General features: G+C 60.6%; 11 protein-coding genes. 7 read left to right on the forward strand and 4 right to left on the reverse strand.

The genetic code is table 11. From position 1 onward, the window contains the following. Positions 1-206 precede the first annotated feature (206 nt). Together ACPQ6D_RS05385 and recA are read right to left on the reverse strand one after the other, a co-directional pair. The gene (locus ACPQ6D_RS05385) at positions 207-5,639 is read right to left on the reverse strand and encodes a GEVED domain-containing protein (RefSeq protein ID WP_423223277.1); all 5,433 of its coding nucleotides are present in this window, start codon (positions 5,637-5,639) and stop codon (positions 207-209) included. A 218-nt stretch (positions 5,640-5,857) separates the two neighbouring features. After that, positions 5,858-7,009: a recombinase RecA gene (gene recA / locus ACPQ6D_RS05390; protein WP_423223278.1), complete on the reverse strand. Its 1,152-nt coding sequence runs from the start codon at positions 7,007-7,009 to the stop codon at positions 5,858-5,860. Between the two features lie 797 nt (positions 7,010-7,806). On the opposite strand from recA, the gene ACPQ6D_RS05395 reads away from it, so the two are divergent. From ACPQ6D_RS05395 to ACPQ6D_RS05425, 7 genes are all read left to right on the forward strand, one after another. Then, positions 7,807-8,169, forward strand: coding sequence for a MoaD/ThiS family protein (locus ACPQ6D_RS05395; protein WP_423223279.1), 363 nt, complete (start codon positions 7,807-7,809; stop codon positions 8,167-8,169). Positions 8,170-8,230: 61 nt separating this feature from the next. Further along, positions 8,231-9,505: a molybdopterin-synthase adenylyltransferase MoeB gene (gene moeB / locus ACPQ6D_RS05400; protein WP_423223280.1), complete on the forward strand. Its 1,275-nt coding sequence runs from the start codon at positions 8,231-8,233 to the stop codon at positions 9,503-9,505. A 115-nt stretch (positions 9,506-9,620) separates the two neighbouring features. Continuing rightward, positions 9,621-10,544 (forward strand): PLP-dependent cysteine synthase family protein, encoded by a 924-nt coding sequence (locus tag ACPQ6D_RS05405; protein ID WP_423223500.1) that lies wholly within the window; start codon positions 9,621-9,623, stop codon positions 10,542-10,544. A 35-nt stretch (positions 10,545-10,579) separates the two neighbouring features. Further along, the gene (locus tag ACPQ6D_RS05410) at positions 10,580-11,029 is read left to right on the forward strand and encodes a DUF4395 domain-containing protein (protein ID WP_423223281.1); all 450 of its coding nucleotides are present in this window, start codon (positions 10,580-10,582) and stop codon (positions 11,027-11,029) included. Between the two features lie 108 nt (positions 11,030-11,137). Continuing rightward, on the forward strand, positions 11,138-11,440 hold the full coding sequence (locus ACPQ6D_RS05415) for a helix-turn-helix domain-containing protein (RefSeq protein ID WP_423223282.1): 303 nt from the start codon (positions 11,138-11,140) through the stop codon (positions 11,438-11,440). Beyond that, positions 11,409-12,212: an IS630 family transposase gene (locus ACPQ6D_RS05420; RefSeq protein ID WP_423223501.1), complete on the forward strand. Its 804-nt coding sequence runs from the start codon at positions 11,409-11,411 to the stop codon at positions 12,210-12,212. The genes ACPQ6D_RS05415 and ACPQ6D_RS05420 overlap by 32 nt, the downstream gene beginning before the upstream one ends. A 248-nt stretch (positions 12,213-12,460) precedes the next feature. After that, entirely contained in the window at positions 12,461-12,925 is a 465-nt protein-coding gene (locus ACPQ6D_RS05425; RefSeq protein ID WP_423223283.1) for a thioredoxin family protein, read from the forward strand. On the opposite strand, the gene ACPQ6D_RS05430 is transcribed toward ACPQ6D_RS05425, so the two are convergent. Together ACPQ6D_RS05430 and ACPQ6D_RS05435 are read right to left on the reverse strand one after the other, a co-directional pair. Beyond that, complete coding sequence (locus ACPQ6D_RS05430) at positions 12,926-13,474, reverse strand: hypothetical protein (RefSeq protein WP_423223284.1); 549 nt, start codon at positions 13,472-13,474, stop codon at positions 12,926-12,928. Then, positions 13,417-15,606 carry a DEAD/DEAH box helicase gene (locus ACPQ6D_RS05435; RefSeq protein ID WP_423223285.1) on the reverse strand — a complete coding sequence of 730 codons (2,190 nt, stop codon included), beginning with the start codon at positions 15,604-15,606 and terminating at the stop codon, positions 13,417-13,419. The genes ACPQ6D_RS05430 and ACPQ6D_RS05435 overlap by 58 nt, the downstream gene beginning before the upstream one ends. Between the last annotated feature and the right edge of the window lie 134 nt (positions 15,607-15,740).

Below are 15,740 nucleotides of genomic sequence, written 5' to 3' on the forward strand. Positions count from 1 at the left end.
AGTCGAAGAAAAGGCTCTCGTGTGGCTGTTCACAAGACAGACAATGAGTCCTGCCCTTCTCTCGCTTCCCCACACCTGAGAGGTTGAACAGACACCGAGAGCCTCGAAGCGTCGCTCACGGCGGCTGAGCCGAAACTCAGCCGCCGTGGCGTCAGGGACGTTGCGGCCAGTCGGGGGTATGGCCGCAACGGCGGTCAACTAGACCCTCAGTTGGACCATCCGAAGTCGGCGGCCACCTTCTGAATGTCCACGATGGTGATGAAGCCATCGTCGTTGATGTCATAGCGGCTGTCGTAAACGCCGTTCCAGCGTGCGGCCGTCGCCGCAATGTCGAGCACATTCACGGTATTGCTGCAGTTGACGTCAGTGCGCTTGCAAACCTGCACAACGCCTGTCGCACCGGTGTTCTCCACGTCGTGATAGGGGAAGACGCCGATGGTGTTGAACTGACGCCGATAGGTCTGGCCGCGATCCAGCAGACCGGAATCGAAGCCGGCTGTGTGGGCGCGAGCGTCCAAGTCGCTGGTGGCGCTGTGGAAGCTGCCGTCTGCCAGCTCGGTGTTCTTCCAGGCCACGGTCGCGCCTTGCCACACCTGGATCATGGCCGGCTGGAAGCCGCTGGCGTCCACGTTCACGCCGGCCTGCGTACTGTTGTAGACTTTGGTCAGGGGAACGTCGAGATGCTGCGGCGTATCCACCACGGTGATGGTCCAACTTCGATACGGCTGGTACTGCGCATCGCCAGCCACGGTAATGCGGTAGTTGCCAGGCGGCGTGAAGAAGCTGTAGTAGCCATCCGCGCCCGTGATTTGTGGATTGATCTGCGCCTCGTAATACTCGGCGGGCCAGCGAATCCACGTACTCAGGGCGATTTCTTCCAGCGCAGTCACCGTGCGTCCCATCAGGTTGAAGATAGGATCGGTCTTGTCCACGCCGGTATCCACATCGAACACGTAACCGTCCGGGTCAATCAGGCCGGTGCCGCCGCCGCCGGTGGTGTTGCCATCGCAGGAGCACTGTAAGGAGAGCGCTGTGTTGCCGCCGGTGACGCCAGGCAGAACGGTTTGGTACCAGCCGCCGCCGATGTGTGTCATCACATAGGGCGTGACGCCCATGGTAATGGTGACCTGCGCGGATGCTGGCAGTGTGCAGCACACGTGCACATCCACCGTGTAGGTGAAAGGCGCCCGCATGCGCACCGTCCAGCCGTTAGGATCGGCGCGGCCTGATCCATTCACGATGTGTTGGACGTAGGGGACATTGCCATAGTAGGCCGTGAAGGTCAGCGAGAGCGGGTCCCAGGTCAGCGCGGTGTTGACGATGACCACGACTGTGGGCGACGGCGGGCTGTTGTTGGCGCCGATACGTGCGATCGCATAGATGGAGTGCGGCCCGTTGCTGAGGCCCGTCACCGGCAGACTCCAATCGCCGTTGCCGTTGGTCGTGGCCGTGCCAGCCAGGCTGTTGTCCACGTACACATCCACCACGGTGCCCAGTGCGCTCGTGCCGGCTACTGTGATGCTACCTGAACAGGTGGTGCCGGCCAGCGGCCAGGTGATGCGCGGCGGCATGAGCGGGACGATGCCGCTGGCGCTCGATGTATTGTTGCTTGGATCATCGCCTGGGGTGGTGGTGCTGATCGTAGCCGTGTTGGTGACCACAGTCCCGGACGGCAGGCTCGTCGCGGGCGCGTACAGCCACAGATCAATGAACCCGTTGTCGCCTGGCGACAGGGCGCCGATGCTCCAGGTGGCGCTTGTGCCGCCCACGGCGGGCGGTTCATGGTTCGGATTGGAGGTGCTGCTGGCGTAGCTCATGCCAGTGGGGAACACGTCAGTCACGCCGACATTGCTGGCGGTGGCGGTGCCGCTGTTGCCATAGTCAATGTGCCAGAGCGCACGCCAGCCATTGCCCTGCTGCCCAGGAATCGAGGCGCCGTCCTCAGGCTCGAAGCGCTGGAAAGTCTTGTGGATCCAGACATCCGGGTTGCCGACGCCGTCGCCATTGAGGTAGTCCTCGGTTTCCCCGAAGCGATAGGCGCTGGCGGGGCCGCGACCGTCCGGCCGCAGCGTGCCCGGATTGATAGGCGCCATCGCCTCTGACAAGGTCAGCCGCAGCCACATAGACTGATTCGGATTGGGGTTGAAGGGCAAGAAGATCGGCGAGGTAACGGTATAGACGCCGGGGCCGAAATTGATCACCTGGTTCTTGACCGCCCATTCGTCAGGCGCGATGGGCAGGCCGGGGCACTGGAAGGTGTCTTCCCAGTCGCCGTCGCGATTCCAGTCGAACCAGGCATTGACATAACGGGTACGCGCCGGGCCAACCACCGTCACCACGTAGGTGATGCTGGTAGGCTGGCAGTTCGGGAGGTTGAGCGGTCGCACCAGGCCATCGTCCATGCTGTCATGGTTCGGCACATTGGCCGGCGGGTCAATGTTGGTCACGCCATCCTGGTCGGGCATCAGGTCAGCGTCGCGCTCGCCGGTTACGCCATAGCCCAGGAAGGCATCCGCCTTGGGCTGCAGGTGGCGCGGGCCTTGCACGGCGCCGGTGGCCGGGTCGAACACGGTGGGGTAGCGAGCGCCCACAGCCGGGTAGGCGGTCATGGCGGCGCCGAAGTGGTTCGTGTTGTCCGGTGCATCGCCGAGATCTGGGCACACCAGGTAGAAGTTGACTGGATTCGAGGTCAGTGTAACGCCATCCGGCGAGGTCAACGTAGCGCGGTTGATGATCTTCTGGTTACATTCTGGCGGCGTCGTGGGGTTGCCCACCACGGTCACCTTGAACCAGATAATCACCTGGCCCATCGGCGGCAGGTTGCCTGTCCATTGGATGGCCGTACCTGTGAAGATGGCGGTTGGCAGGGTGGCGCCCACGCTGCCGCTGACGTAGGTCGTTCCGGCCGGAATCGGATCGGTCACGGTCAGGCCAGTGGCCGGCGTGTTGCTCAGATTCTTGACCGTGATGCTGTAGGTGATGGTGTCGCCGATCCAGCCATGCTGAACATCCGAGGTCTTGTCTATTGTCAAGTGCGGCGGATCGCCGGGGCGGCCAGGCAGCAGATAATCTTCTGTTTCGCCCATGCGGTAACCAGAGGCCGGGCCGCGGCCATCGGGATTGCCGCTGCCGGCGGGCGGCGCATTGACATCAGACAGCGTTATGCGCATCCAGACCGGTGAGTTTGCCACCGGCGTCCAGGCGATATAAGGGTTGCTGGTAAACAGCGTGCTGCCGAAGCTCCCCGAACCGGGGACGGCGACCACCTGGTTTTGCACGGCCCATTCCTGGGCAACCAACCCATTGGCGCACTGAATTGTGTCTTCCCAGTCGCCATCCTGGTTGAAGTCAAACCAGACGTTGACGACGCGGTTGCGCGTGGCGCCCGGCTGGGCCGACACCGTGAAGTCCAGGGTGTTTGACTGGCAATCCAGCAGGCTGACCGGCAGCTTCACGCCGTCATCGAAGCGATCCTGGTCGGCCGCGTTCATGATCGGATCGAGGTTAGGACGTGCGTCTTCGTCCGGCATCTGATCGGCGTCGCGCTCGGCGCTCACCCACGGACCGAGCCAGGCATCGGCTCGCGGCAGTCGGTGCAAGGGGCCTTGCGGCAGACCGGTCGCTGCGTCGAAGACGGTTGGGAAGCGCCCCTGAACGCCGCTGCCGTAGGCTTGCATGTTGAGCGAGAAGTGGTTCGTGCTGTCTGGCGCATCGCCAAGGTCAGGGCACATGATTTGTGTCGAAACCAGGTTCGAGTTGAACACGGCGCCATTGAGGAAGAATTGCGCCTTGTTGTCAATGCGCCCGCTGCACTCCTGTGGTGTTGCGGTTGAGCCAACCACCACTCTGAAACCAAAGGTCACGCTGCCAAAGGGTGGAATGTTGCCTGACCAAACGACCTTGTTAAAAACCCAGCCCGCAGTGCCGCTGCTGGCCCACGCGCTGCCCGATACGTAACTGGTGCCAGCGGGAATCTGATCCTCGGCAGTCGCCCCAATGATGGGGGTTGCCGTGGGGTTGCTCAGCGTGATGGTGTACCAAAGCGTATCGCCGAGCGAAGCCGACGTAGGGCTGACCATCTTCTCGATAATCACGGGCGCCGGGCAAACAATCTCGGTGTTCGCCGTGTTGGTTGCCAGGATTTGCCCGTTGAACATGACCATACCCGCGTTCTGCACCAGACCGGGACACTGGAAAGTACTGTTGACAGTGACCTGGAAGGTGATGGTGACACTGCCGCTGGGGGGGATGTTGCCGATCCAGTTGACCGACGTTCCCCCAAAGGAGACGGTGCCGCTGCTGGCAGTGGCGCTGCCCGAGACGTAGGTTGTTCCCGGCGGGATGTTGTCCTGGAACTGTACGCCGGTGGCCGGGCCGCTGCCGTTGTTCGAGATGACAATGGTATAGGTCAACGTGCTGCCGGGCGTGGCCATGGTGGGATTGACCGTCTTGACCGCATGCAAATCAGGGTGACCCTGCTGCTCGTGAATAAAGTAATAGTCCTCGGTTTCTCCATAGACATAACCAGGATCAGGGCCGCGACCATCGGGGCGTGAGGTAGATGGGTTGACGGGCGGCTGTTCTTGGCGCGTCAAAGTCATGCGCATCCACATCAGATTGGCGGCCGCCGGCAAGTAAGGCGTAAACGACGGCGTCGTGATCGTGTAAGAGCCAGGACCGAAGCCGATCGGCTGGTTCTGAACGGCCCACTCATAGACCAACGTTCCATCTGGACACTGAATGACATCTTCCCAATCGCCATCCTGGTTGAAGTCGAACCAGGCGTTGAAGTAGCGTTGGGTAGCAGGCCCAACGATTGTCACGCGATAGCTGAAAGTGGAGGATTGGCAATGAAGGAAAGTGCCGCCGAGATAGCCATCATCCATGCCGTCGTGGTCGGACACGTCGAACGGCGGCTCGAGATTGCGGAATCCGTCGTTGTCCCAGAACAAGTCGGCGTCGGCTTCGGCGCTGACATTAGCTCCCAGCCAGGAGTCAGCGCGGCTGAAGCGATGGTAGGGGCCGCGCACTGAACCAGGAGGGCCGCCGAAGACCGTGGGGTAGCGCGCGGCAACGCCAAGCGGGCCGCCGGGCGGATAGGCGGTCATGCTGGCGCCAAAGTGATTGGTGTTATCAGGCGCATCGCCCAGGTCTGGACAGATGACTTGGATTGCCGCCGGCGGCGATTGTCCGATCGCCACGCCGACCCGTACGTACGCGTGGTTGATGATGATCGTCTGGCACGTCACCTGGGGAACGATAATGGCGCGGAAACGGATCATCACATTGCCGCCAGGCTGAACATCGCCTGTCCAACTGATGTAGTTGCCATCCGCAACGGCGTTGCCGGAGCTGGCGCTCAGCGAACCCTGCTCGTAAGTAACCAGCGAGGGTAGGGCGTCGGTAACCACAACGCTGGGTACGAGCTGTTGGCTGGTGTTATGCAGCGTCACGGTATAGGAAACGGTGTCTCCGGCTGTCACGTCTGTGGGGTTCACGACCTTGCCGATGGAGATCACCAGGCCGCCTTGCTGCGGCGGCGCCGCATCGTTGCTGGCGGCCACAATCACGGCGCCGACGAGTAAGAGCGTCAGAGCGCCAACTATCGCCAACAGCATGACGTTCGAGCGTGGTTTCATGGTATGCCTCCTGCGAACTGAACCTGGGGATGTGAAACGACTAGAACCAAAAGCAATTGCGATTGCACTCGTGCGGAATCAAAGAAGCGATCACAGAAGGCATCTTGCATCTTGTGTCTTGAGCTATGGAATTCCTCTTACAAAGAAAAAGCCTACCGACGGGCATTGCCCGGCGATAGGCTTGGTCAAGCTGCATTCATGTGTAACCTGACGGTTGCTCAGGCTGCGGTGGCGTAATCCTCCGCATCGTTCTCCATGTCATCCGCCGCCGCATTGCTGGCGCTGAAGGCAACGACTTTGGCCCCATCGGTTGGCCCGAAGTTGTGAACGCCAAGACCTGCTTTGGTCCTGATCTCGCCCTCCATGTGAGCCATGATCTCTGGATGCTCACGCAGGAAAGACTTGACGTTTTCCCGACCCTGGCCCAAGCGCGTTTCATTGTACGCAAAGTAGCTGCCGCGTTTGTCTACCAGGCCCATGGAAACGCCGAGGTCAAGCACATCTCCTTCTTTCGAGATGCCTTCGTTGTACATGATGTCAAATTCGGCCACGCGGAAGGGAGGCGCCACTTTGTTCTTCTTGACCGTCACGCGTGTGCGGCTGCCAACCATGTCGTTTCCGCTTTTGAGAGTCTCGATCTTGCGGATGTCAAGGCGCACCGAGGCGTAGAATTTGAGCGCCATACCGCCGCTGGTGGTCTCCGGGTTGCCAAACATCACGCCGATCTTCTGGCGCAGCTGGTTCGTAAAGATCATTACGGTGTTGGACTGCTTGATCGCGCCAGAGAGCTTGCGCAGCGCCTGACTCATCAGGCGCGCCTGCAGACCAACATGGCTGTCGCCCATTTCACCTTCAATTTCGGCCCGCGGCACCAAGGCCGCGACCGAATCTACGACCACGACGTCAATCGCCCCAGAGCGCACCAATGCCTCAGCGATTTCCAACGCTTGCTCGCCAGTGTCTGGCTGGGAAACATAGAGGGCTTCCACGTTCACGCCGCATCGCTCCGCGTATTTGGGGTCGAGCGCATGTTCGACGTCAATGAAAGCACAGATGCCGCCCCGCTTCTGCGCTTCGGCAATGATGTGCTGGCAGAGGGTTGTCTTACCGGAGGACTCCGGCCCATAAATCTCAATCACGCGCCCGCGCGGCACACCGCCAATCCCCAGAGCCAGGTCGAGCGACAGCGCGCCCGTGGGAATGGAATCTACGTGCAGCTCCGTCGCGTCGCCCATTTTCATCACGGTGCCCTCACCGTAGCGCTTCGTCAGGCTGGCAATGGTCGTTTCTAGGGCTTTAGACTTGCCGTCAGTCGGGGTCTTGCTGGAAGTGGTCTTATCAGTTGTGGCTGCGGCCTTGCTTGCTGCCATGTGTCAGGTCTCCTTGTCCAATGTCATGTGTAGAGAAACAAACGGATGTCACACTATAGCACGAATGTTCTAATCTGTCAAATGCGCTCTTACGCGTGGGTGCATTTCAGAATGAGGGCTGGTCGGGCGATTGAGGCTTCGTCGTGAGCGGCTCGATCGAGCTCGCCGAGGTCTCAGCCGAACGATCGCTACAACGCCTGCAAAGCTCGCCTGCGCGAGCTGCACCGCGCAATTGAAACGCGCCCGCCACGAGGTGCAAGCGCCTGGCGGCCAGTCAGGCCCGATAAGGTCTTCCACCTCGTAGCCCGATCCGTTTACGGTCGGGCGGCGTTGGTTGCGCGGCCAGCAACGCCGCCGGAGGCCAAAGGCCATCCGGCTACGAAGTGCAAGCCCCTTCGGGGCTGCGCCGCCAAATTGAAATGCGCCCCTTAGGCGTTCGCAAAGAGAACAGCCGTTATGGCTGCGGCAATTTGACGTTCTTTCGCTTTTGCGGTACACTCCCGCCTCAAGTTTAGCAAGGTATTTGTAGAGAAAGTCAACTCATGTCCAGGACCCATTCGGCCCGTCAGTTGATGTGCAGCTCCTGCTCCTGTCGCTAGCGGGCGCAGCCGACCATGAAGGTGCGGCTGCCCCGCATAGTCGAGCGGAGCGGTGAGTCGCGCATACCTGGCGGTGGCCGGATGTGAGTTGAATGGATTAGCGGACGCCTGGCGTCCCAAGATACGCGCAGTTGGTGGATAATCGTCTGCCAACCGCGATGACGAGTGTACAAGGCTCATCGCTCAGTGATCTCACTGATGATGGGCTTTTTTGTTGTCTCAGATTTATCCTCCCCCTTGACTCGCCGATATGAAAGTAAACCAAAACGAGGTAATTACCACAATATGGCAACGGTTTTCATTCCCACCCCGCTGCGCCGCCTCACCGGTGGGCAATCGAAAGTAGAGGCGACAGCCGCCAGCGTGCTCGCCGTGATTGGCGAGCTGGATGCCGCTTTCCCTGGCCTGCGCGATCGCCTGCTCGATGAGCAGGGCGAGGTCAAGCGTTTCATCAATATCTTTGTGAATGATGACGAAATCCGCACCCTTCACGGCAAGGATACCGCCATCGGTCCAAACGACCGTATTTCGATTGTGCCGGCGATGGCTGGCGGCTGCTAAGCATCGTAACGATGTGGGACGCTGTTATTTGACGGATGCAAAGGGAGATTTCACAACGAGCATGACCAATCCTATTACCAGAGACCAACTGATCGCCCGCGCTAAGTCGGAGATCCAAGAGATCACGGCAAGCGAAGTCAAGCGACGCCTGGCGTCCAAAGAAGACTTCACCCTGGTGGACATCAGAGAGCGGGACGAGTTCGACCAGGGAAAGATCCCCGGCGCCGTTTTCATTCCGCGCGGATTCCTGGAGCTGCGCATCGAAGAGAAACAGGCCGATCGTGATGCGCCGATCGTTGTCTATTGCGCAGGGGGCGTCCGCTCGGCCCTGGCGGTGCGCAATCTTATGGAAATGGGCTACACCAACGTCCAATCCATGATCGGCGGCTTCAACGGCTGGAAGAACGCCGGTTATGGCTTCGACCTGCCGCGGCGCCTGACCCAGGAGCAGAAGATTCGCTACAGTCGGCACACGATCATGCCCAATGTGGGAGACGCTGGACAGGAAAAACTGCTCGATGCCCGCGTCCTGCTGATCGGCGCGGGCGGCCTCGGCTCCCCAGCCGCGTTGTACCTGGCCGCGGCCGGCGTGGGCACCCTCGGCATCGTTGATTTCGATACCGTTGATCTGAGCAACTTGCAGCGCCAGATTTTGCACGGCACGTCTGACATTGGACGTCTCAAAATCGAGTCGGCCGCGGACACGGTCCGTGAAATCAACCCTGATGTCCGCGTGATCGGATACCAGGAGCCTTTGAGCAGCGCCAATGCGTTCGACATCATCAAGGATTATGACCTGGTGCTCAACGGCTCGGACAACTTTCCTACGCGTTACCTGGTCAATGACGCCTGTCACTTCCTGCGCAAACCGTTGGTAGACGCCAGCATTTTCATGTTCGAAGGTCAGGTGACGGTCTATCTGCCTGCGCACCCTGATCTGGGCCTTGTCGGCGGGCCTTGCTACCGCTGCCTCTATCCTGACCCGCCGCCGCCAGGCGAAGTGCCAAGCTGCGCGGAAGCAGGCGTCCTCGGCGTTTTGCCTGGCATCGTGGGGTCATTGCAGGCCGTAGAGGCGATCAAGCTGATCTTGGGCATTGGGGAACCGTTGGTCGGCAAACTGCTCATGTTGGATACCCTGGACATGAGCTTCCGCACGCTCAACGTGAAAAAGAATCCCCAGTGCCCGCTGTGCGGCGATCACCCAACCGTGACGGAGCTGATTGACTACGAGCAGTTCTGCGGCGTGGCTCCGCCCGTGACTGGCGCCGTGCCTGCGGCGCGTCCCGTGCTGGCAGTCAACGGCCGCTCGCAGCAGACGGCTGCGCTGGCGCGCTAGGGCTGCCTGGGCCGGATGCTTTGTACAATCTGAGGTTTCACCTATGGAGGACCTGATGCGCCCAACCACGATGATTGAACCACGACCCCATGGCCGAGCCGCCGCCGCGGCCGACATGATCTGGCGTGTGGCGCCGAGCCGGCTGCCCGGCACGCTGCTCGACCAAATCGGCCAGACGCCGCTCTTGCGCCTGGCGCGCGTCACCGCCGACTTGCCGGCATCCGTCGGAGTCTGGGTGAAGGCCGAATGGTTCAACCCCGGCGGCTCGGTCAAGGATCGGGCCGCGCTGCGCATAGTCGAAGAGGCGGAGCGCCACGGCCACCTGCATTCCGATAAGGTGCTGATTGACGCCACCAGCGGCAACACGGGCATCGCCTACGCGCTGATTGGCGCGATCAAGGGTTTCCAGGTTGAACTGGTGATGCCTGCGAATGTCAGCCAGGAGCGCAAAGCGCTGGTGCGCGCATACGGCGCGCGGCTGATCGAAAGCGATCCCCTGGAAGGCTCCGATGGCGCGATTCGTCTGGCTCGCCAGATCGTCGCCCAAGACCCCGCGCGCTACTTCTACGCGGATCAATACAACAACCCGGCCAACTGGCAGGCGCACTTCGACACCACGGGCGTCGAGTTGTGGGAGCAGACCGCCGGCCGCATCACGCATTTCGTGGCTGGCCTGGGCACCAGCGGCACGATGATGGGCGCAGGCCAGCGCCTCAAGGCTTTCAACCCGGACATCCAATTGGTAGGGGTGCAGCCAGCCGACGAGCTGCAGGTTATCGAAGGCCTCAAGCACATGGAAACGGCCATCGTACCTGGCATTTACGAGGCGCGACTGCTCGATCATGAGGCGCGAGTGGAGGCTGAGGATGCGCTGGCGATGACGAGGCGCCTGGCGCGCGCTGAAGGCCTGTTTGTGGGTTTTTCGGCCGGCGCCGTCGTCCACGCTGCGCTGCAAATCGCGGCGGGCTTGCAGGAAGGAATCGTCGTGGCCCTGGCCGCGGACGGCGGCAGCAAGTATGTGAGTCTCGGCCTCTTCTGAGCCGAACGCTCGCAGGAATCATGAGGGAGGAAATCATGTCAAATCAACGGGTTGATCAAACTGCGCTGCGCTTCAACCAGGCCAGCATCATCGCGCTGCTGAGCCTGGGCTTTGTCCTCAACGCCTGGGCGCTGGTGGCGTTCGTGGCGCTGGTGATGGCCGTCGGCACCCTGGCGCCAGGCGCGGGGTTGTTCAAGCGTTTCTATCAGCACGTGCTCAAGCCGGTCGGGCTGCTGCGCGCCCAGGTCATCGCCGATGACCCGCGGCCGCACCTGTTTGCCCAGGGCGTAGGCGCCCTTTTCTTGATCGCCAGCACCCTGGCTTTCCTCAGCGGCGCGGCGCTGCTGGGTTGGATTCTCGCCGGCATCGTTGTGGTGTTGGCTGCGGTGAATCTGTTTGCCGGTTTCTGCCTGGGCTGCTTCGTGTACTATCAGCTGGCGCGTCGCGGTGTGCAGGCCAATTTGCCCTGGTGGCAGGCGGCTTGATTTCAGGTAACTGCTCAGGCGACGCGCCGTCGCCAGCGATTGTTGTAACTTAACAATTTAATCAGACATATGGTAGACTCGGCCACGAAAGGTAAGGAGGTGGCCGAGATGAGTCGTCGATATCATCTAACGCTAGACGATGAGCAACGAGCACAGCTCGAGCGTTGGGTAAAGAATCCACCAAAACCATATCTGCGTGATCGGGCCCGTGCGATTCTGGCGGTTGCTGGCGGGGAGGAGGGGCAAGAATTGGCCCAGAAACTACGAACCCGAGTTCATCGTACGACGGTGGGGGAGTGGGTAAAGCGCTATCAGCAGGAAGGGATCAATGGATTGAAGATACGATCCGGGCGGGGGCGCAAGCCCCTTTTTTCCCCCTCTGACGCCGGAGAAAGCGGAGGCGCAGGTTGAGTTGGTCCTGCATCGGTCCCCGCGTGAATATGGAATCAACCGTACACGGTGGCGTTTACAGGATGTGCGCAAGGCAATATCGTGGTTGGGAGACTGCAGTGACCCTGGCATCTGCAAGTTATTGAAACGATTGGGTTTCAGTCGCAAGCAAGCCTTACATTTCATCCAAAGTCCGGATCCGGAGTTCCACGTCAAATGGCGTGCCATCTTGCGTGCTTTTGAGGATGCTGCGTACCATCCTGAAACGACAGTAATTCTCTTTCTCGACGAGCTCACATACTATCGGCGGGCCACCAAAGCACCGGCCTACCATCGCAAAGGTGATGATCAGCCCCGCGTGATCGGTGCTGCTGGTGCCAACACGCAAACACGCGTGGTTGCGGTGCTCAATGGGCTGACTGGCCAGGTTCTGCACTTACAGGACTACATCATCGGGAAAAACGCACTGGTGTCATTCTACGACCAGATTGGCGCCGCCTATCCCAACATCAAGAAAATCTATGTCGTCCAAGATAACTGGCCTACGCATAGACTCCCTGACGTTCTTGCCGCCATGCAAGCCAATCGTGTCACACCTGTCTTCTTGCCAACCTACGCCTCCTGGCTCAACCCCATTGAAAAACTATGGCGTTGGCTCAAGCAAGATGTCCTGCATAATAATCCGAATGCCGCTAACCTCAAGGAGCTTCGAGCACAGGTTGTTGAGTTCCTGAGTCGTTTCAACAAGAACTCAGATGGCTTGCTTCGCTATACCGGCCTTATGTCTGAATAAATTGTTAATGTTCAAAAATCGCGCCTGATAGGCGTACCGCCGGGCGTCTACCTGCGTAGACGCGATGCCGATTGGCAACGGCCGACGGCTCGACTGAGCGTTCGACTGAGCGCTCACGCCGAATGCTCGCCGAAGTCCTGTCGGCGGAACGCCCTTGCGGCCCGAATTCATTCGGCGGCTGCGGTCGGCGCAGGATGCCTGAGCAATTACCATTTTGGAGACGATCAGAGCAGGAGCGGGGAAGCGTCATGACCGAGCGTTTGATTCTTTTGACCCTTTTTGGATTGACCGTCGTCGCGGCCTGGGCAGCCAGCCGCTGGTGGCTAAGTCTGCGCGTGCAGCGGCTGCAGCGGGTGGATGCGCCGCCTGAGCTGGACGCGCTTGGCCTTGCCCCAACGCAGCCGGCGATCCTGTATTTCACCACCACCACCTGCGGGATTTGCCGTTTGCAGCAAGCGCCGGCGTTGAGACAGGTCACCCAGCGCTTGTCAGGCCGCGTCTCCGTGCATCAGCTGGATGCCGTGGCGGCTGAATCGCTGGCGCGCTACTACGGCGTACTCACCGTCCCCACCACGGTGGTGTTGGACCACCAACGTCGGCCTTTGCACGTGAACCATGGCCTGGCGCCGGCCAACCAGCTTATGCAGCAGCTGGCGGCTATCGAGTGGTCTTCGCCGGCGCTGCCTGGTGCAACAATAAGCACAGGCGCATAGCTATTGTTCACTATCTTCGACTCTGAGGGCCTGCACGCGCTGTTTGAGTTGAGTGAGTGACACAGTCACGGCGTGGCTGTTGATCTCCCCTGTGAGTTCCAGCTTCAAGGCCAGGTGCAGTTGTGATTGGCCTAACCTACTCAACGCAGTCGCTGTTTGTAGGACGCTGGCTAGTTCGATGGGCGTGACGGCGCCCTGGAAGCGGATGACGCGGGTGCCGGGCGGTAGGACTGCGGGTTGGCCGAGGAAACCTTGCAGGCTGAATTCTTTCAGGTCAAAGCCCACGGAGGCGGCTGCTGTCGGCGCAAAACCAAAGCGCTGTTCGCGGATGCAGCGTTGGATGGCGCTGGTCAAGGCTTGCTCAGTGACCCGTTCAGTGCCGTATTGTTTGACGGCGTTTTGAAATAGGGTTTCCACGGCAATGCGCCCATCGGTCGGAATCAGGCGGGTGATTTCATCACCCGTGACGGGGATCGGGACGTCTTCGCCAATCAGCCAGCCAGAGAAGCGGATGTCATGGGAAGCAATATCTGCGTCTGGACCGCGCAAGACGGGCGCATTGGGCGATGGCGTGTACCCAAACAGCCCGGCTTTGACGCCGGCACAAACGGCTTCAAAGAAAGCCCCTTTGTACACCATGCCTTGAATCGCGGCCGACCGGCGGGCATCTCCGAAAGCCATCTCGACCGTCTGACGTTGACCGTGAAATACCATCGCCACTTCTTCGGGGCTGATAGCCGGGAACTGCGCTTGCACCTGCGCGGCGCGCAGCAGCACGGCACGTTGGCTGATCTCCACTTCCCGCATTTCCACCGCGTCGAACTCACCAAAATAGACCTTGCCGCGGGCATAGGACGCGGCCTTGAGCTTGTCCTGGTCGGCATCCAGCAACAGACCGTAGCGCGCCGGATCTGGGGTTCCACCCCATCAATCATCTGGCGCGCCTGCTCCATGGCGTCCGCCTCGCCCAGCGCCAACCGATCAAAAATGGCGCGCAGCGATTGGCTGAGCAGCACTTCGCCGACGACATCGAACACCTTGTCGCCCAGGTCTTTACGCATCTGCTTGAGTTTATCGAGCAGCGCCTGCTTGACTTCATCTTCCATCGAGTTGCGGGCCAGCAGGTTGAAAATATAGACCACCGGCGCCTTCTGCCCGTAGCGGTGGATGCGCCCCATGCGCTGTTCCAGGCGGGTGGGGTTCCACGGCAGGTCGAAGTTGACCATGACGTGACAGCATTGCAGGTTAATCCCTTCGCCCGCCGCCTCGGTCGCCACCAACACGCGCGCCTTGCCCGCCCAGAATTCCTTCTCCGCCTGTCGGCGCTCATTCAGATCCATGCCGCCGTGGATGCAGGTGGCGGAGATTTCCCACGCTTGCAGGCAGTCCAGCAGGTGGTCAAGCGTAGCCTTGAACTCGGTGAAGACAATCAACTGTTCGCCGCGTTCTTTGACCCACAAACGGCATGCGTTTTCCAGTTCCCGGATCTTCTGCTGGTCGCCGCGGTCAATCAGCGCCGTCGTACGTTCGATGAGATGGTCAATCTGCTTCACGTCGAGCAGTTCCGCGGCGCTTTCCTCCGCGCGTCGTTCCCGCGCCCAGCGTTCGGACTCTGTCAGGTCGTCCCAGTCCTCGATGTTTTCTTCATCCTGTGCTTCCGTCGTCCGGCGACGGCGCATCGCCGCGGCGCGCATGTTCTCCAATGATTTCTTCAGCGCATACGGGCTGGAGGCCAGCCGCCGCGAGAGCATAATCAGGGCAAAGGCCGCGTTTTGCCGGTTGAGCGCTTTCGCCCTCTCGAAGCGTTTCTTGACTACTTTGAGCACCTGCTCGAGTAGTTCCCCCTCACTGGCCGACAGGTTGAACGGGATGGTGTCCACAATCCGTTCAGGGTACAGTTTATCCCCATCCGCCGTGCGCATCTCCTCTTTGGTGCGCCGCAGGACCACCGGATTGGGACCTGGCCCGTGCGCCAGCGCGTCGCCCCATTGCGGGTCAACCAATTGGATGAGTAGGCGGTAGTTTTCTGGGTCGCCTTTATGGGGCGTGGCGGTCATCAGCAGGAAGTGCGTGGCCCGGCGTGAAAGCACCTCGCCCAACTCATACGCCTGTGTGCGCACGATGCTTCCGTTTGGGCGCCGGTACGCGGCCAACTTGTGCGCTTCGTCCACGATCACCAAGTCCCATTCGGTCGCTTCCAACGCGCGGCGAATGTTTTTCTGCCGCGCATACGCAACCGACGTCAGCGCAAAATCGGTCTCACGCCAGACATCCAGGCTATCCAGGCGTTCCTGGTCGAGATATTCCCTGGAAACGACGGTGAAATCCTCGCCGAACTTGGTCAGCAGTTCGCGGCGCCACTGGGATGTCAGCGCGGCCGGTGCGACAATCAACACCCGGCCGATGCCCTGCCGCCGCTTGAGCTCCTTGATGAGCAGCCCAGCCATGATCGTTTTGCCCGCGCCGGCATCATGCGCCAGCAGGGCGCGCACCACAGGGCAGGCCAGCAGGTGTTCGTAGACGGCTTCAAATTGGTGGGGAAGTGGATCAATCCGGCTGGCGTTCAAGCCGGCGTAGGGGTCGAGCGAATGGGCCAACCACAGTCTCAGCGCCTGAATCCCAAGTCGAAAGCGCTGCGGGTCGCCGGTAAATGGCAGTTGACCATGATCGGCCTGAGACACACGGCGAACGTTAGCCCAATCAACCGGCGTGAGCACCACGGGGCGGGTGGGTCCGCCCGCTGGTTGAAAGACGGACACCACATCATAGCCCGTATGAGGGGCGATATGGAGTATTTGAACGGTCCCTTGCCAAA

Origin of the sequence: Candidatus Amarolinea aalborgensis (genome assembly GCF_900491745.1) — a bacterium.
Lineage (GTDB): Bacteria > Chloroflexota > Anaerolineae > SSC4 > Amarolineaceae > Amarolinea > Amarolinea aalborgensis.